This is a genomic window from Acetobacter ascendens (genome assembly GCF_001766235.1).
Classification (GTDB): Bacteria; Pseudomonadota; Alphaproteobacteria; order Acetobacterales; family Acetobacteraceae; genus Acetobacter; species Acetobacter ascendens.
The window spans coordinates 70,664-87,474 of sequence record NZ_CP015164.1 but is presented as its reverse complement, the minus strand read 5'-3'; the positions used below and the strand labels follow the sequence as shown (position 1 = coordinate 87,474).

Genomic DNA, 16,811 nt, shown 5'->3' with positions numbered 1-16,811 from the left:
TCAGGGCATGAGACCCTCTCTCTGCTCAATACGCAGAGTGAAAATCAGGTCCACGAACCAGCAATCAACTCGCTAAAAACCTGAAATCAGGCAGAAGGGAAATCAATCAACGGTTCTTCGAACCCTCCACCTTGTAGGAAGCTACCTGCTTGCGTGGGGATTGTTCACATTTATCATGTTTATTGCCACGCTACGCGCTACACGGGCGCATCAGGTTATCTTTCTAAGCCTGACTATTCTCTTCGGTCTGCTTGCCACGGGTGATATGCTGGCTATGCCGGTTGTTACCCAGTTTGCTGGATATGAAGGGTTATTCTGCGGTTTTTCTGCCATCTATCTGGCTGCGGCTGAAATTCTGGAAGAAGCATTTGGATATGCAATACTCCCGATTGGCAAACCTGCTCCGGCTTCTATTTCTTTCCGAACTGCCTCCGCCTAAACAAACTCAAAAGCATCATGCCCCGCAGCAAAAAATGCTCCGGGGCGACATGTTTGAATTAGTTATTAAAGCAATTCTGAACTTCCTGCTCATTCACTTCTGTCAAAGTTGGCGGCATCCACGCTGGTTTGTTGTCTTTATCAATCAAGCGTGCCCGAATACCCTCTACAAAATCAGGCCGAGCCACCATATGGCGCACCATATTTTCCTCAAGAGCAAAAGCTTCATGTAATGAGGAAGCTGCACGCGCCCGGTGCCACCCATACCATGCTACCTGCACAGAAAACGGACAGGCACGAGATAAAGCCTCCAGATCCTCCTGCGCCTCTTCTGATCCTTCCGCTTTCAGCTTTTCAATAACCTGCAAGATATTTGGTGCATCGTAACAAAAATCGAGATCTTGCACGTCCAGACTTTCGGGCTGGGAATGGAGGCGGGCAAATACATGCTCTGCAGCCTCAATACTCAATGCCTCTTTCAAATCTGTAAGAGAAGCTGATGAAACCAGAATATCTGCAAACCCCATGGCTACAGACTCTGCTCCGTTCATGCGCCCACCGGTAACCGCACGCCGTAAGCCAGAAAAACCCGGCGCACGAGCTAACAGCCAGCTACCTCCTGCATCCGGGGCCAAACCAATAGCTGTTTCAGGCATGGCCAGCACAGATGTTTCCGTAACTACCCGATACCGCACATGGCCACCCAAACCGATACCGCCGCCCATAGCCACGCCATCTAAAAAAGAAACAATGGGTTTTTTGTAATCTGCCAACAGCAGCATAACATCATACACACGCTGCATAAGGTCGTATGCCTTCAATGCCCCTTGGGCTTTCAGGCAATCATGAATGGCGCGTAGGTCTCCCCCCGCGCAAAAGGCACGCGTGCTACTGCTTTCCAGGAGAATGGTGTGAATAGACGGATCATTCCGCCATATCTGCAAAGCCGCTTTTATGCCACTGGCCATACTGATATCAACGGCATTTAATCGTTTGGGACGGTCTAAAATAATACGTCCCAGATGTCCTTCCTGCTGCATTCTTACGCCAGATACGGCGGAAAGAGTTTGCTCTGTCATTGCTTTCCTCTTTATTTCATGCACAAACACGCACAGACCATTTTTGATTGACTTAAGGAGAGCAGATGTTGGCTCCGGAGACTAGCGCCTACCGCGATGCCATGGCCCGGCTTGGCGCAGCTGTGAACATTGTTACAACAGGAACGCTGGAAAACCCTGTTGGTTTTACCGCGTCCGCAGTGTGTTCCGTAACAGACACCCCACCTACGCTGCTGGTCTGCCTGAACCGTGGAAGCCGCGCCCGCCAGGCTTTTCATGAAGGTAGCGCATTATGCGTAAACGTGCTGGCATCTACACAGCAACATCTCTCCAACCATTTTGCCAGCCCCAACTCCATGCAGGAACGGTTTGCCACCGGGCATTGGACTGCATTGGCAACAGGGGCACCTGTGCTGGAAGAGGCTGTTGCCTCGTTTGATTGCAAGATCAGCCAGATTGTAGAAGTTGGCACACACAGCGTAATGTTTGGTATTGTGCAGGCGTTACGCACCCATGCAACGGCACATGGGCTTGTTTATTTCAACAGAATGTATCACGCTCTGCCCCATACCCCGGCCCCAAAGCCCTAAGGGCTTTGGGCATACAACCAAGGTGTTAAAACATGTCGCAGGATTATCATGATGACTATCCAGTAAAAGGCGATAAGGATTACGTCCCTTTTATTACGGTTAGAACCCTCATCATCATACATGTTGCGCTTTTAATAGCCGTAGCTTTATGGTCTTGGTTGGATTGGTCCTTGCCTCAGTAAAGGGCCAATCCACAGCTTTTTAACTTCCGCGTAAGCGACAAAATAGGCTGGCAGCTATAAATACACTGCCGCCTAAAGCCGCAATCCAAAATGCTGTTGGGCAGTTGGTGTACCAAGCAAGCACCAAACCCAGCCATGCCTCCAGCAACGCAAGTAACGTTGCAACGCCCATTCCCAATAAGGGTGAAAAACCCATACGCAAACTTGCCGCGGCAGGTGCAATCATAAGCGTAAACACCAGCAAAACACCTGTAATCTGGGCGCATTGCGCTGTAGCTACGGCCACAATCATAAGAAAAAGAATATCAAGCAGGCGCATATTCACGCCCCGCGCCTCAGCTTGTTCTGGCTGAAGTGATGCAAAAAGAAGCGGCCTTGCCACAAATGCCAAGGCTACCAAACAAGACGCAGAAAGAGCGCCCAGCCAGCCCAGCATAGAAGGCCCAATACCCAGAATATCTCCAAAAAGCAGTGCTGTGGCCGAACTGGCAGAGTGGGTTAAAAAATGCAGGCATAATGCCCCAAAACCCATGGCAACAGAAAGCACCAGCCCGATTGTTACATCCCGGCCTACAAGCCTATCTCCCACTAACCCTATCGCAACACCGCCCCCTACTGCACCAAACCCAAGCCCAAGCAAAGCTGGTTGCCCCAACAGAAGAGCGGCGGCGGCTCCCGCAAAACCCACGTGCGAAAGCGCATGGCTGGCAAAGCTCTGTCCTCGCAAAACAAGAAACCAGCCCACAGGTCCACACACCAAGGCTGCCAGAAAAGCCGCCAGAAAAGCGGTGCGCATAAATTCGTAGTCGAGCATTCAGGCACCATGTCCCACGCACATGCAGGACTGGAGTGATGCTCCACCGCCTTCTGCCACAACAAACAATCTGTTTCCCGCCTTAATCACCTCAACTGGTGCACCGTAAAGTGCGCTGAGTGTTTGGGTTGTCATCACTTCTTCCACGCGCCCTAGCACCGCCTTGCCATGTGCCATGTAAAGCACATGGTCCATCAACCCCATAAGTGGATTGATATCATGGGTGGACATCAGCACCGTCATATGCCTGTCTCGTGCCAGTGCATGAATACGTTCTGCTGTTTCGCGCATACGGGCGGGGTCTAAACTGGCCAAAGGCTCATCAAGCAGCAAAATATGAGGGTTATCCAGTAGGGCCTGCGCCAGCATGAGCCGCTGCCTTTCCCCCCCTGAAAGGGAGCCGACCGACCGCTGTGCCAGATCCTGCGCATCTACTGCAGCCAAGGCAGCATCAATATCTGCTCTGGCCTGTTTGTCGTAAAATGGCAGGCCCCATTTCCATCCCTGCTGTGCTGCGGCAACCGTGCTCCAACCGCTAAGCTGTGCAGCCACCATGCCACGCACTTGCGGCATATACCCTATCGGCATATGGCCTTTTCGCACCGGCTGGCCTTCTATTTGTATTTGGCCAGCCGTGAGCTTTTCTAATCCTAAAAGAGTTCTAAACAGGGTTGTTTTACCAGCCCCATTTCCACCCAAAACAGCCACAAAACTGCCTGCAGGAACTGTAAAACTGATATTATCCAGAACTGTTTTTTTCTGGCGCAACAAGGTTACGCCAGCCACTTGCACAGCAGGAGATGACATTACTGCGCTACACCCAAAAGGTGCGCTACTTGCGTAAGAGTTGAGCCGATCCATATCTGCCAATGCGTATCCTGCGGCATAATTTCCGCCAACGGCAAAATGGGTATACCTGCTTTATGTGCCAGATCAATCAGGTGTTTGCTGGCTGGTTCTTCTACCTGCACATTATAGGCAAGTAACCGTAACTTTTTTTGCGCAAGATCCTGTTCAAACGTAGCTACCGCAACAGGGGGTGGCTCAACATCATTCATAATAGCAATCTGGAAGGCATTTTCCTTCATGTCCAAACCAAGATAGTTGGCCAAAGGCGTAAACAGTGGTTCTGTTGCTGCCACAGCCATGCCTTGTACATGTGGGCGTAATGCTGCAGCCTGAACTTGCACGCTGGCAATATCAGCCTGCAACTTCTGAGCCCCCGCAGCATATGCTTTTGCATGTACTGGATCTGCCTGTTCGCATGCTTTTTCAAACCTTTGAGCAAAATCTGCCACAGCGTTCAGATCATACCATAAATGGGCATTACCGCCCTCGTGCCAGTCTGACCATGTATCTGCACGCACATAGTGCGCCTGTGGCAAAGCAGAAGCCTGCACCAAATGATCCATCCATGCATCGTATCCAGCACCATTGGCCACAACCAATGTAGCATCTGCCACACGGCGCGCATCACCCGGTGTAGGAGCATATAAATGCGGGTCAACCGCTGGTGATACAAGTATAGATGTAACGTGCATGTCTGGCTCAGCAATCTGCGCTGCCAGATCCCCCCATGTGTTTTCTGCCGCCACAACAGACAAAGGGCGCGCAGCCGCACTACCTGTGCCCATGGTTGCAAAACCAAGCACACCTACCATACCAAACAACATCCGGCGTGAAGCGCCTTTTGTTTTTCTCAAGTCCATACTCATTATCCTGCCATGCCTGAACGTAATGTAATACTATTACATTTTATCAGCCGCACGTCACCTCCTCACACACGCAAATTTGGTCTTCACCTCCAAGATCAGTTACGCTAAGAAATACAGAGAACGGATGATGAACATGCCCCACCCTACGTCTTCTTCCACGGCAACACCTGCCCATGACTTTCCTGCACATATTAAGCATCAGCTAGATAAAGCGACTGCACTATGCGCCCAACAAGGAGCACGAATGACAGCCCAGCGCCGTGATGTACTCGGGCTTATTCTCATGCATGAACGTCCGGTTGGAGCATATGATCTGCTGGAAGAACTTAAAACAGCAGAACGACGCCCCGCCCCTCCTACAGTATATCGGGCACTGGATTTTCTTCTTGAACACGGCCTGATCCATCGTATTGAACGCCTATCGGCTTTTATTCCATGCACCAATTTGCGCCATTGTTCTCATACGCATGAACACTCAGAAGCCTGCTTGCACACTGCACAGTTTCTCATCTGCCGCAACTGCAAAACTGTAACGGAAATAGCCGATACAACTGTTCTGGAAACCCTGAAACACATTTGCAAAAATGAGAACTTTGTAATTCAGAGCACATCGGTTGAGGTAGAAGGTCTGTGCGCGCATTGCGCATCTAAATAACCTACAAAAGAGCTTGTTTGCCAAGGTGCATAATGAGTAATCATTCCCTTTCTTCCTTACAGAATGCGCTACCAGGGCTATCACTGCCCTTAGCAAAAGGAAGACCCCGCACAATACGCTCAAAACAACATCATGCTCAACAGAAGCGCCCAACCAGCGTAGAAAAAATACAAACGGACTTATTCTCTCTTCCGCTTCTTCCTCCCTTGCGTACGCACTTTTTGCCAGACGAAATCCGCCTGACACGCATACCCTCCTTGGCAGCCGTATACACCAAAGGCGCAGACAATTTTCTGTACCATATTGCCAATGCCTCCGTGGCTTCTCTGTTGTTGCAACATGGGCTTCCCCTTAATAGGCGTCACCCTCTTATGTTAACAGAGCAAAATGGCATCAGTGCATGGTTGGCAAAAATAACGGAATATATTGAGGGCAATGCTTCCGAAAAAGCCGTTATCTTACGTTTGCGCCGCGTAATGGTAGAAGATGCACTTGAGCCTGATCCTGATCATACAGCAGAGTTTGCAAGTAACTGCTATCTGCTAAGCGGCAACTTTAATGGCACGATTATCTAAAAAGGAAACTCTATTTTCGCACACCATCTAAATAGAAATCTGTGTATCTTTATATTCAAATCCAAAAGATTGTCCTTGCAGAATCCACCAATCGTAAAATTCAAGATATTCTGAAAAATATATTGCAAGAAGGTATTTAAATAAAAAAAGGCCCATTCCGTTTTTATTGGAACAGGCCTTTTTAAAACAGCATTATTTTACCAAGATATCTCTAAATTAGATAAAATACCGCTATCTTTATGACGCACGGGTACGACGGGTTGTTCTAGCCTTTGTCTTACGTGCGGCTGGTGCTTTTGCTGCAGTTTTCTCTGCTTCTGCAGCTGCTGCCAGGCGTTCATACCGCTTACGGCGACGTTCTTCCTGTACAATACGCAGCTTTTCTACAGCAGAAAGTTTCTTTTTAGCTGCAGGCTCTACTGCACGCACAGCCCGCTTACGGGTTGCCTGAGCGGGAACACCGCGTGCTGAGGCTGCTGGCTTTACAGCTTTGCTGGCAGTGGTGGCCTTTGTGGCACGTGTAGCACGCACAGGTTTTGCTGCTTCAGCCTTAGCTGGCTTTGCCGTTTTACGCGCTGTTGCAGCGGCTGGGGCTTTAGCGGCACGCGTTGCTTTGGTTGCGCGCACTGGCTTTTCTGCAACCTCTTCTACTTTGGCTTTAGTACGCCACGTAACCTTGGGGGCGACCTTGCTTTCAGCCTTGGCAGATGCTGTTTTTTTACGCGTTGTTGTTTTGGGTGCTACTGGTTTTTCTTCGGCTGCCTTACGGGGGGCAGCTTTACGCACATAAGCACGGCGCGGCTTAGGAGCTTCTGGCTCTTCTTCAAAATCAAAAAGTTCTTCTACTTCGACAACTTTTGCGCGAGGTGCACGCTTTTTGGGGGCCGCAGTTGCAACCTTGCGCTTGGAAACCGTTTTACCCGCAGCTGGTTTTCGGCGGGTTCTTGTCTCACTCATTTTAACTCCTTCTCAACCCCCTTTAAAAATAAGGAGATATATAAACAAACTTTTTAAACTACAAAACTTCTTCAACTGAAGCACACACCTATAAGAACAGGTATAGCCTTAGATTTTCACTCTACATAACAAATGCTATAGAAAATGCAAAAAAATACTTCCATATTTAAAGATATATTTCATTCTTCTGGTCTATTTACCTTAAGTATGTTCTAAATACGTTCTCAAAAATTTCACGTGCTTGCGGCATATTGCCCAAAATAGGCAATCATCCTTATATCCTAAATGCAGACCTCTCCTTCTCACGGAACATGCTTCATGAAAATCAATGGCACCTCTTTTCGCAGTGTATGGGTTGATGAAAAAGACCAATGGTCTATTCATATTTTCGATCAAACACGCCTTCCCTTTTCACTGGATATCCTGCGGCTTACCTCTGTTCAGGATGTAGCCCATGCCATTACCAGTATGCAGGTACGTGGTGCTCCACTTATTGGCGCTGTTGCCGCTTATGGTCTGGCCCTGGCATTACGCACGGACAGCAGTGATACCAGCCTTGAACAAAACGCAGCCATGCTTGCGGCAACACGTCCTACCGCCATAAATTTGCGTTGGGCTCTTGAAAGAATGCTAAATGCCCTCCGGCCCATTCCGCCAGAAAGCCGGATATCCGCTGCTTACGCAGAAGCCCTACGTATCTGCGATGAAGACGCTGCCCAAAATGAGGCTATTGGTAAGCATGGCCTTAAACTTTTAAAGGATCTCGCCGCCAAAAAAGAAAAAGGCCAGCGCCTGAATATTCTAACCCACTGCAATGCTGGATGGATTGCCACGGTAGATTGGGGCACAGCCTTGGCCCCTATTTACATGGCACATGACCAAGGCCTGAACGTGCATGTGTGGGTAGATGAAACACGCCCACGTAATCAGGGAGCTGCCCTTACAGCATGGGAACTGGGAAGCCACGGTGTTCCTCATACTGTTATTACAGACAATGCAGGTGGCCATATGATGCAGCATGGCCAAGTTGATATTGTTATTGTTGGAACAGACCGCGTAACCCGCAACGGGGATGTTGCAAACAAAATAGGCACCTATCTGAAAGCACTGGCTGCTCAGGACAATAAAATACCATTCTGGGTTGCATTACCTTCTACAACCATAGATTGGCGTATTGCAGATGGCATCCGTGATATTCCTATTGAAGAACGAGCAGCATCCGAAGTTACACACATACAGGGGCGTATGTCAGACGGACAAATAGGCTCCGTGCAAATTACCCCGGATCATAGTCCAGCAGCTAACCCTGCTTTTGATGTCACGCCCTCCAGACTTGTCACTGGGCTGATTACAGAAAAAGGCTGCTGCCCTGCCACAGAAAACGGTCTCCTCAGCCTTTTCCCCAACCATACCTAAAGGTCTTTCTGCATACCGCCATGTTGCATGGCGGTATGCAGTCTCCATGACTTGACGCTAAGAGTAACTATTGAATAAGCGAAACCATGCGCATGCCTTGCAAAAGGCATAATGCTTCATGGACTTTCCAGAAAGGGCTACCATGTCAGAAACCATTGAAACACCAACAACGCAGTTTCTGACTGCTCATGGCGTTGCCTTTACTTTGCATGATTATGATTACGTGTCTGATCCCGGAAAAATTGGTCTACATGCCGCAGCAGGCATTGGTATCGATCAAAACAAGGTTTTCAAAACCCTGATGGTCGAAATTGATAAAAAACAGATTGTTTGCGTAGCCATCCCTGTTCATAAAAAAATGGATCTGAAAAAAGTGGCGGCTCTGTTTGGTGGACGCAATGCACGTATGCTGGGTGCAGAAAAAGCTGAAGCCCTGACCGGTTTTAAGGTGGGAGGGATCAGTCCCTTTGGCGCACGCACGCAAGTGCCGGTTGTGTTAGACGAAAGTGTTCTCAAACTGGATACACTTTATATTAACGGCGGCGGCAGAGGCTTGGTGGTGGCGCTTAAACCGGTAGATGCCATCCAATGCGTGAATGCCCGCACGGCAGATGTGACCGTTCCTGACGCCTGATAGTACAGACACAAAAAAGAAACAGACGCCGCACAAAAACACAAACCCTCTTCCACCCAGAACAACAGGCGCTTATTGCTATATCATTCAGACTTCCGACCAATGGTTGTCTCGCGCTCCGGATCTACCGGAGAGTTGTTCTGGTATGGAGACGAGATTGTCACGCAAGCTTACCGTTGCCCTGCTGGCCCCTTTGTGTTTGACAGCGTGCGCCACACAGCAACCACAGCCAGGCGCACGCCCCACCTCTAGTGCTTCCACCACAAACACGTGGAATACAGCCAGCGGTGGCTACGGCTATGGTGGCCATGTGCCTGATTTTGCCACCCGCAATTTTGAGCCTTTTAACCGGCAAGATGTTGTAGGCATTGCCATGCGTGAATGGCGCCTATTTGGAAGCCCGGTGAATGATGATGACCCCGAGCAACGCCCCGAGCCGCAAGTTGCCTCTGTTAAGCCAGAACGTGCTCCCGGCCTGTGGGAGCGTGTAGGAGAGTACTGGTGGATTGGTATGGACCCGGACATGACCGAAACATCATGGACCGGCAAGCACGATGCCAACGGGCGACTGACTGACTTTGTGCATGATGGATCTTATGCGTGGTCCGCTGCCTTTATTTCCTACGTTATGCGCGTAGCCGGAGCTAACAGCCGCTTCCCCTATTCTCCTAACCATTCCACTTATATCAACGCCGCAGCTTCTGGGCAGTCTCCCATTCTGCGAGCACAGGATCCGGCAAATTATACCCCCAAACCGGGAGATCTGATCTGTGTTGCACGTGGCCGTAGCAAAGACACGATCCGATTCTCTAGCCTCCCTACCTCTTATGGATTTCCTGCGCATTGCGGCTTTGTTGTTGCCATTGGCCAAAATGGGCAGCCTTTTGGCCGGCAGATCAGCATTGTTGGTGGCAATATTGATGATGCCGTTGCTTTGACACATGTGCCAACAGACACCCAAGGGCGTCTCGCTTCCCCCGATGGCCAGAGCTATGATTCACGCTATCCGTGGGCAGCCATGTTGGAAGTGTTGTACGATGCAGAACAAGAACCCACTGCTGGCCAGTAAAGAAGCCCCATGTTCCATCTACTGCCCCTTGGGGCAGAATTTTTAGATGGAGCATGATAGTCTGACCAACGCATTATAACGTGACAGCATAAGGTGTAACCAAATGACTGAAAACGCCGTTTCCACCCCTCATCCCGGCTGGACCACGCTTTCTGCCGACATGCCGGGCGCGGTGGGCGGAACCCCGCTGGTACGCCTGCGCAAAGCGTCTGAAGCCACAGGGTGCGATATTTACGGCAAGGCCGAGTTCATGAATCCGGGCGGTTCCGTCAAGGATCGTGCGGCACTGGCCATTATTGAAGATGCAGAACGCCGGGGTGTGCTTAAGCCCGGCGGCACAATTGTTGAAGGCACGGCCGGTAATACCGGTATTGGGCTTACATTGGTTGCGAATGCGCGTGGATATAAGTGCGTTATTGTCATGCCCGAAACCCAGAGCCAGGAAAAAATCGGCTTCCTGCGCATGATTGGGGCAGACCTCCGCCTTGTGCCTGCCAAGCCTTACCGTGATCCAGGCAATTACGTGCACGTTTCACGCCGTCTTTCCGAAGAAAATGGATGGGTATGGGCCAACCAGTTTGACAACGTTGCCAACCGTGAAGGCCACCGCGCCACCACTGCACCAGAAATCTGGCAGCAGATGGGCGGTAAGGTAGATGCTTTCACCTGCGCCTGCGGCACAGGCGGCACGTTAGCTGGCGTAGCCTTGGGGCTGCATGATGCTGTCAAGCGCGATGGCGTAACAGCCCCTCGTATTGTGCTGGCAGACCCAGAAGGTTCTGGGCTGTATGGCTGGGTAAAAAGCAATGATCTGTCTGTTTCTGGATCTTCCATTACAGAAGGCATTGGCCAGTCCCGCGTAACAGGCAATCTGGAAGGCTCACCTATTGATGACGCTGAGCGGATTCCTGACCCGGAAGCACTGGAAATTATTTATAGTCTACTCGGGGAAGAAGGTCTTTCCGTTGGCGGGTCCTCTGGCATTAACGTAGCTTCTGCAATCCGTACTGCACGCAAACTCGGCCCGGGGCATCGGATTGTCACCATTCTTTGCGATGGCGGTGCACGTTATGAATCCAAACTTTTTAACCCTGAGTTTTTGCGAGCAAAAAATCTGCCAATCGCACCTTGGCTGAATAAATAAGATCTTTGGTAACAAACCAATAAAAAAGGCCGGGGGCTTTACAGCCACCCGGCCTTTTTTATGACGGAAAACTTATTCCCACTCAATCGTGCCCGGTGGTTTGGATGTGATGTCATACGTTACACGGTTGATCCCACGCACTTCGTTAACAATGCGCCCAGCAACACGAGTGAGGAAGCCCATGTCAAACGGGTAAACGTCTGCTGTCATGCCATCTGTACTGGTCACGGCACGCAAGGCGCAGGCCTGATCATACGTGCGACCATCACCCATAACACCAACGGTACGTACTGGAAGCAGCACAGCAAAGGCCTGCCAAATGGCATCATACAGCCCGGCAGCGCGAATTTCTTCCAGAAACACAGAATCCACCTTACGAAGCAGATCCAGTTTTTCCCGCGTGATATTACCCGGAATACGAATAGCCAGACCCGGCCCCGGGAACGGATGACGCCCAACAATAATTTCGGGAATATCCAGTTCACGCCCCAGATCACGCACTTCATCTTTGAACAATTCGCGCAGCGGCTCAACCAGCTTCATGTTCATCCGGTCGGGCAAGCCACCCACATTGTGGTGAGACTTGATGGTAACGGAAGGACCACCCGTAAAGCTAACACTCTCAATTACGTCTGGATAAAGCGTGCCCTGAGCAAGGAACTGCGCACCACCCAGCTTTGTGGCTTCTTCTTCAAACACTTCCACAAACAGGCGACCGATGGTTTTCCGCTTGATTTCCGGGTCTGTGACACCTTCCAGCGCTTTCAGGAAGATGTCTGAAGCATCACGGTGCACAAGCTGAATGTTAAACTGGCCACGGAATGTTTTGATAACATCATCGGCTTCACCAGCACGCAGCATACCGTGATCAACAAAGATACAGGTAAGTTGATCACCAATGGCTTCATGAATCAGCACAGCCGCAACGGAAGAATCCACGCCGCCGGAAAGACCGCAGATAACCTTGCCATCACCAACCTGCTCACGAATCCGGGCAATTTCCATTTCACGGAAACCAGCCATCGTCCATGTGCCAGAGCAACCTGCAACATTATGGGTGAAGTTCTTAAGCAATGCGGCACCATGCGGCGTGTGCACCACTTCTGGGTGGAACTGCACACCGTACAGGCGGCGGCCTTCATCTGCGATAACCGCAAACGGTGCGCCTTCACTCACTGCAACAGTACGGAAACCGGGGGGAAGTTCCACCACGCGGTCACCGTGGCTCATCCATACCTGTTCACGGCCGCCACGTGCCCATGCACCGCGGAACAGTGCGCAATCTTCTACAATATCAACAAAAGCACGACCGAATTCACGGTGATCCCCGCTTTCAACCTGCCCGCCTAGCTGTTTGCACATGGCCTGCTGGCCATAGCAAATCCCCAGCACAGGCACTGCCATTTCAAACACCACATCCGGCACGCGTGGGGCATCTGGATTGTTTACGCTGGCAGGGCCACCAGAAAGAATAATACCACGGGGTGAAAACTGACGAATCCGTTCAGCATCTGCCGTAAACGGCCAGATTTCACAATACACACCACTTTCGCGTACACGGCGAGCAATAAGCTGTGTAACCTGACTTCCGAAATCTAGAATCAGAATACGGTCATGGTGCAAGGATTCATCCAGCTTGGAAGGCGAAACAGGCGGAGTGGCATCAACAGACATGAACTGCAGGTCTTTCTGATTTCAGTGCCAGAACTGGCTTTTCCTAAGGATGTGCAGCCACATAGTAGGGCTGCACGGGCTTTCTTACAGGCGGATATAAAGCCATGCTGTCATGGCGTCACCCTAAAAACCAGAAAGATGCACACCTATTCCGCCTGATACCTACCTTGCCTGTGCCATACACAAGGTACAGATTACCAATGAAATCAGGAGTTTTTGCATGAAGCACACACGTTTTTCCTGTTGGCTGAAATATGGCGCATTAGCATTGGGCAGCCTTGGCTTTTTTTGCATATCTGCCCAAGCCGCCAAGCAACCTGCCTCTGCCGCAGATGATCCATACGGCGAATGGATTGGTACTCTGGTGCAAGACAAAGGAGAAAACTGCCCCGTTAACGGCACATCTCTCCTACAGATTGAACCCAAACGCATGATCTTTGTGCCAGAAATGGGCACGCTTATCCTGCGTGGTACCCCAGATAAGAGCAAGCAGCATTATCATGCCCAACTTGTTTTAAAGGACGCCAAAAACCAACCTCTCCCCATGGTGTTTGAAGCACATCCTGCTGGCGATACGTTTGAAGGCGTATACGGAACCCCTGAATGCCGTGCACATGTTACGCTCCATCGCCCTGAAAATCGCAGTTGGAAAAACTTCCTTGGTAATGACTGACAAAAAATTTCATTTTTTTGCATTTTAGGGGTTGCCGACCTCACCGCCCTCGGCTAAACACCTGCTCACGGCGCACCCGTAGCTCAACTGGATAGAGCACCAGACTACGAATCTGGGGGTTAGGAGTTCGAGTCTCTTCGGGTGCACCATATTTTCCCAAGAAAATTTTAAATATTTATATGCAACATTTTGCATATAAATTTGTGTTTTCTTGTATTCAGAGCGGACGCAGTCAATCTACGCCCGTTCCTGTGCCTCTTTCAAGAAATACCGATATCTCGCAATTTTTTACCGGACATTAAATTCCGTTCAATCTGTTCCAAACTCATGCCTTTAGTTTCTGGCACAAACAGATAAGTCAGCCCTAAAAAGCAGGCGTTCAATGCGGCAATCATTCCAAAGGTGGCAGAACCACCTAACCACGCCAGTACGCTTAAAAAAGAGGCACCAACAATCATGTTGGCAATCCAGTTTGTAAGGGTAGAGAGCATAATACCCAGATCCCTGCCCTGCATTGGCTGAATTTCCGAACACAGCACCCACACAATCGGCCCGGCAGACATGGCGTGAGCCACAATAAAAACCATAACCATAAAGACGCATGCCATACGGGATGCCTGATCCACCATGCTGCCGTGGAGCAATAGAGACAAGCTCGCCATGCTCAGCACCATAATGGCAAAGCCACAATACAAAACTGGCCTACGCCCCCACTTATCCACCAAACTGATGGCCAGAAATGTTGCCATCACATTCACCAGCCCGATCATGGCAGTGCACCACATCTGTGCCGTACCTACAAAACCTGCGAGCTGGAAAATACGCGGGGCATAATACATCACCACATTAATGCCCGCGAACTGTTGCATAACTTGTAGCAACATACCCAAACCAACCGAACGGCGGAAATTGCTGTTGGCACGCAATAAGCTCCAACCATTCTGCCGGGCCTGTAACTGGTGATGAATAGCCTTTATTTCGGCCCGCGCTTCCTGCGGTGTTGCGCGCAAGCTGGTCAGCACTTCCAACGCCTCGGCCCTCCGGCCACGCATCATCAGCCAGCGCGGGCTATAGGGCAGAAACAAAACACCAATAACATAGGCAATGCCGGGAATGGCAATAACACCAAACATCCATCGCCACTGCCCGTGGTAACTGAAAAATGTATCGCTTAAAAACGCCAGAAAAATACCTATCGTAATCATAAGCTGATAGGTGGAAATCATGGCGCCACGGCTGGATTGGTCTGATACCTCAGAAAGATAAAGGGGGGCTGCAAAAGCTGCCACGCCAATGGCCAGCCCCATCAGCACGCGGCCAGATATAAGCACAGGCACAGACCACGCCAGGGCACACAGCAAGGAGCCTGCAATAAAAACGCCGCCCCCAAAAACCAGAGACCATTTGCGCCCGGTATGTCGGGTAATCCACCCTGCACCTACAGCGCCTACGGCCGCACCTGCCATCATGGCGCTGACAATCCACTCCTGCGCCAGAGTAGATGCGTTGAAATCTCGCGCCAGAAAATCTAACGCCCCGGAAATAACACCAATATCCAATCCGGACATCAGGCTTGCCGTTGCAGCCAGAACACCAACAACCACAACCTTTATGGGAAAAGTGTTTTCTGTTTCCTCATCAGGCATTGCTGCGTTTTCCATTTATTGTTCCACTTTGTTTTTCTGGAAGACGCAGAGGCTTTACAGGTAATTGGATGAAAAGAGAAAAGACTTTCTCCCCTTATCCTCCACGTACCTGAATACAGGGCAGAGCACGTGCTCGCAGCACCTGACAAACATCAGCCGGACCAGTATTTTGCGCCGTAATAAACTGTGCCCGATAATAAGACCGCCCTGCCACAGAAGCCTGTGTAACAGTAGGACGCACAGATAAGGCGTGCGCTGTTAGCAGACGATGTAAGGATTCCAGCGTATGCTGTGCCTCGGCATAAGAGGCAAAAGCTCCTACCTGTACCGCCCCGGATGATCTTGCTGACAAAGATGAGGGAGGCAGCGTGAGGACATGCGCTGGACTGGAACGCGCATATCGTCTTTGTTCCGAAGGTACATTATACGCTGCGGCTTGCACCGGTGCGCTGCCAGACCCTACTGGCATCATAGCAAGCGGTGTAGCTGTTACCGCCTGATCTGAAAGACCAGCCGGTTGTGCCTGTGCTACCTCTACAGGAGCAGCTTCTTCTTCAATCGGTTGCGGATCTGGGTGCGGAGTATCCTTGTCCATCAAGCAGGGGGTTGATGGATCATATGCTGCATTGGGGTCACGCAAACAGCCATCGGCCGTGCGTGAAAGATCTGCCCGTGCGTATTCTGCCACAGGGGCGGATGCCACGGATGAACCAACACTGGCTACCATTACAGGTGAAGGTGCCGGGGCAAAACTGCCTACTGGTGCCGTTGCTGTACCCAGATGAGGTGTAATGGATGCAACGTAATTCACCGTTTCATCCGGCAAAGGCCGCCCGGATGTTAAATAGTCATCCACGCGTTGTGGGCCAGCGTTATAGGCTGCCAAAAATCCGGGGGCACCATAATGATCATACATCTGACGGATGTAACCTGCCCCCGCCATGATATTATCATGTGGGTTGTACGGATCTCCCCCCAGATTGAACTGGTTTTGCATATCCGCATAGGTAGCGGGCATCAACTGCATCAGCCCCATTGCACCGGCAGATGATGTTGTAAGCTGGCCATCCAGATACTGATGCCCACCTGATTCCTGCTGCATCACGGCACGTATCCAGCTTTCCGGTATAGAAAAACGCTGCGCCGCTTCCTTTATGTACGGTCCCCACGGATCTTCTGCCGGGCCTACAGGCCTATAGGCAGCAGGATTGGCTTCTGACCTTTCATATGCGGCCTGATAATACGCTTGGGAGGATGCATAGCCCCCGGATCTGACGGCAGGCGTAGCGCATCCCGCCAACCCCAACAGTAGCGCGGCACATACCATTTGCCGTTGCTGAACCCGAAAAGACACCAGCCGTCCCCTTCCGTATGAACTTTTGTCATAAAGCTTGTCCCATAAACTTGCGACAAAAAGCACGGATTACGGGACTTCTCCACATCCATTACCAATATGTCATTTTCATGAAAGATGGCTGTTTAGCTGCCTTTCCAAAAGTTCCCTCATCACAACATATTGTTATAACGACATTTTTTCTTGCATCGTGCCGCAACCGTTCCCTTAAGATCGT

General features: G+C 50.5%; 16 protein-coding genes, 1 tRNA gene and 1 pseudogene. 10 read left to right on the top strand and 8 right to left on the bottom strand.

Going from position 1 to position 16,811, the window contains the following annotated elements:
- Positions 1–127: 127 nt before the first annotated feature.
- Positions 128–439 (top strand): annotated as a pseudogene (locus A4S02_RS00460) (acetate uptake transporter); the annotation flags it as partial.
- A 58-nt stretch (positions 440–497) separates the two neighbouring features.
- Here A4S02_RS00460 and A4S02_RS00455 read toward each other — a convergent pair.
- Positions 498–1,517, bottom strand: coding sequence for an enoyl-CoA hydratase/isomerase family protein (locus A4S02_RS00455; RefSeq protein ID WP_070322623.1), 1,020 nt, complete (start codon positions 1,515–1,517; stop codon positions 498–500).
- Between the two features lie 65 nt (positions 1,518–1,582).
- Between A4S02_RS00455 and A4S02_RS00450 the strand changes: the two genes are divergently transcribed.
- Complete coding sequence (locus A4S02_RS00450; RefSeq protein WP_070322622.1) at positions 1,583–2,086, top strand: flavin reductase; 504 nt, start codon at positions 1,583–1,585, stop codon at positions 2,084–2,086.
- 201 nt (positions 2,087–2,287) lie between these two features.
- Here the strand turns inward: A4S02_RS00450 and A4S02_RS00445 are convergent, their stop codons facing one another.
- The 3 genes from A4S02_RS00445 to A4S02_RS00435 are packed head-to-tail and all read right to left on the bottom strand — an operon-like array spanning position 2,288 to position 4,797.
- Positions 2,288–3,082 carry a metal ABC transporter permease gene (locus A4S02_RS00445; protein WP_019087914.1) on the bottom strand — a complete coding sequence of 265 codons (795 nt, stop codon included), beginning with the start codon at positions 3,080–3,082 and terminating at the stop codon, positions 2,288–2,290.
- Positions 3,083–3,889, bottom strand: a complete 807-nt coding sequence (locus A4S02_RS00440) for a metal ABC transporter ATP-binding protein (RefSeq protein WP_070322621.1) — start codon at positions 3,887–3,889, stop codon at positions 3,083–3,085.
- Positions 3,889–4,797, bottom strand: a complete 909-nt coding sequence (locus tag A4S02_RS00435; RefSeq protein ID WP_070322620.1) for a metal ABC transporter solute-binding protein, Zn/Mn family — start codon at positions 4,795–4,797, stop codon at positions 3,889–3,891. Before A4S02_RS00435 ends, A4S02_RS00440 begins: the two co-directional genes overlap by 1 nt.
- 124 nt (positions 4,798–4,921) lie before the next feature.
- Here A4S02_RS00435 and A4S02_RS00430 point away from each other — a divergent pair, with 124 nt between their 5' ends.
- The gene (locus tag A4S02_RS00430) at positions 4,922–5,452 is read left to right on the top strand and encodes a Fur family transcriptional regulator (RefSeq protein WP_070322619.1); all 531 of its coding nucleotides are present in this window, start codon (positions 4,922–4,924) and stop codon (positions 5,450–5,452) included.
- Positions 5,453–5,673: 221 nt separating this feature from the next.
- The gene (locus A4S02_RS15975; protein ID WP_070324117.1) at positions 5,674–6,027 is read left to right on the top strand and encodes a hypothetical protein; all 354 of its coding nucleotides are present in this window, start codon (positions 5,674–5,676) and stop codon (positions 6,025–6,027) included.
- Positions 6,028–6,264: 237 nt separating this feature from the next.
- On the opposite strand, the gene A4S02_RS00420 is transcribed toward A4S02_RS15975, so the two are convergent.
- On the bottom strand, positions 6,265–6,984 hold the full coding sequence (locus tag A4S02_RS00420; protein ID WP_070322618.1) for a histone: 720 nt from the start codon (positions 6,982–6,984) through the stop codon (positions 6,265–6,267).
- A gap of 285 nt (positions 6,985–7,269) precedes the next feature.
- On the opposite strand from A4S02_RS00420, the gene mtnA reads away from it, so the two are divergent.
- The 4 genes from mtnA to A4S02_RS00400 all read left to right on the top strand — a co-directional run bounded on the left by mtnA (position 7,270) and on the right by A4S02_RS00400 (position 11,247).
- Positions 7,270–8,400: an S-methyl-5-thioribose-1-phosphate isomerase gene (gene mtnA / locus A4S02_RS00415; RefSeq protein ID WP_082246714.1), complete on the top strand. Its 1,131-nt coding sequence runs from the start codon at positions 7,270–7,272 to the stop codon at positions 8,398–8,400.
- A 118-nt stretch (positions 8,401–8,518) separates the two neighbouring features.
- On the top strand, positions 8,519–9,034 hold the full coding sequence (gene ybaK, locus A4S02_RS00410; RefSeq protein ID WP_019087907.1) for a Cys-tRNA(Pro) deacylase: 516 nt from the start codon (positions 8,519–8,521) through the stop codon (positions 9,032–9,034).
- A 145-nt stretch (positions 9,035–9,179) separates the two neighbouring features.
- Entirely contained in the window at positions 9,180–10,103 is a 924-nt protein-coding gene (locus tag A4S02_RS00405; protein WP_070322616.1) for a DUF2272 domain-containing protein, read from the top strand.
- A gap of 103 nt (positions 10,104–10,206) precedes the next feature.
- A complete protein-coding gene (locus tag A4S02_RS00400; protein WP_070322615.1) occupies positions 10,207–11,247 on the top strand; it encodes a cysteine synthase A in 1,041 nt (346 codons plus the stop codon).
- A gap of 72 nt (positions 11,248–11,319) precedes the next feature.
- On the opposite strand, the gene guaA is transcribed toward A4S02_RS00400, so the two are convergent.
- Positions 11,320–12,921, bottom strand: a complete 1,602-nt coding sequence (gene guaA / locus A4S02_RS00395) for a glutamine-hydrolyzing GMP synthase (protein WP_019087904.1) — start codon at positions 12,919–12,921, stop codon at positions 11,320–11,322.
- Positions 12,922–13,141: 220 nt separating this feature from the next.
- On the opposite strand from guaA, the gene A4S02_RS00390 reads away from it, so the two are divergent.
- Positions 13,142–13,594 (top strand): hypothetical protein, encoded by a 453-nt coding sequence (locus A4S02_RS00390; protein WP_070322614.1) that lies wholly within the window; start codon positions 13,142–13,144, stop codon positions 13,592–13,594.
- A gap of 72 nt (positions 13,595–13,666) precedes the next feature.
- A tRNA-Arg gene (locus tag A4S02_RS00385) sits at positions 13,667–13,743 on the top strand.
- Between the two features lie 111 nt (positions 13,744–13,854).
- Here the strand turns inward: A4S02_RS00385 and A4S02_RS00380 are convergent.
- A complete protein-coding gene (locus A4S02_RS00380) occupies positions 13,855–15,255 on the bottom strand; it encodes a sugar porter family MFS transporter (protein ID WP_070322613.1) in 1,401 nt (466 codons plus the stop codon).
- A 79-nt stretch (positions 15,256–15,334) separates the two neighbouring features.
- A complete protein-coding gene (locus tag A4S02_RS00375; RefSeq protein ID WP_070322612.1) occupies positions 15,335–16,594 on the bottom strand; it encodes a lytic transglycosylase domain-containing protein in 1,260 nt (419 codons plus the stop codon).
- Positions 16,595–16,811: the final 217 nt, after the last annotated feature.

Coding starts and splice junctions, on each gene's coding strand:
- A4S02_RS00455 (WP_070322623.1), bottom strand. CDS start 1,517: ATGACAGAGCAAACTCTTTCCGCCGTATCTGGCGTAAGAATGCAGCAG.
- A4S02_RS00450 (WP_070322622.1), top strand. CDS start 1,583: ATGTTGGCTCCGGAGACTAGCGCCTACCGCGATGCCATGGCCCGGCTT.
- A4S02_RS00445 (WP_019087914.1), bottom strand. CDS start 3,082: ATGCTCGACTACGAATTTATGCGCACCGCTTTTCTGGCGGCTTTTCTG.
- A4S02_RS00440 (WP_070322621.1), bottom strand. CDS start 3,889: ATGTCATCTCCTGCTGTGCAAGTGGCTGGCGTAACCTTGTTGCGCCAG.
- A4S02_RS00435 (WP_070322620.1), bottom strand. CDS start 4,797: ATGAGTATGGACTTGAGAAAAACAAAAGGCGCTTCACGCCGGATGTTG.
- A4S02_RS00430 (WP_070322619.1), top strand. CDS start 4,922: ATGATGAACATGCCCCACCCTACGTCTTCTTCCACGGCAACACCTGCC.
- A4S02_RS00420 (WP_070322618.1), bottom strand. CDS start 6,984: ATGAGTGAGACAAGAACCCGCCGAAAACCAGCTGCGGGTAAAACGGTT.
- mtnA (WP_082246714.1), top strand. CDS start 7,270: ATGCAGACCTCTCCTTCTCACGGAACATGCTTCATGAAAATCAATGGC.
- ybaK (WP_019087907.1), top strand. CDS start 8,519: ATGGACTTTCCAGAAAGGGCTACCATGTCAGAAACCATTGAAACACCA.
- A4S02_RS00405 (WP_070322616.1), top strand. CDS start 9,180: ATGGAGACGAGATTGTCACGCAAGCTTACCGTTGCCCTGCTGGCCCCT.
- A4S02_RS00400 (WP_070322615.1), top strand. CDS start 10,207: ATGACTGAAAACGCCGTTTCCACCCCTCATCCCGGCTGGACCACGCTT.
- guaA (WP_019087904.1), bottom strand. CDS start 12,921: ATGTCTGTTGATGCCACTCCGCCTGTTTCGCCTTCCAAGCTGGATGAA.
- A4S02_RS00390 (WP_070322614.1), top strand. CDS start 13,142: ATGAAGCACACACGTTTTTCCTGTTGGCTGAAATATGGCGCATTAGCA.
- A4S02_RS00380 (WP_070322613.1), bottom strand. CDS start 15,255: ATGGAAAACGCAGCAATGCCTGATGAGGAAACAGAAAACACTTTTCCC.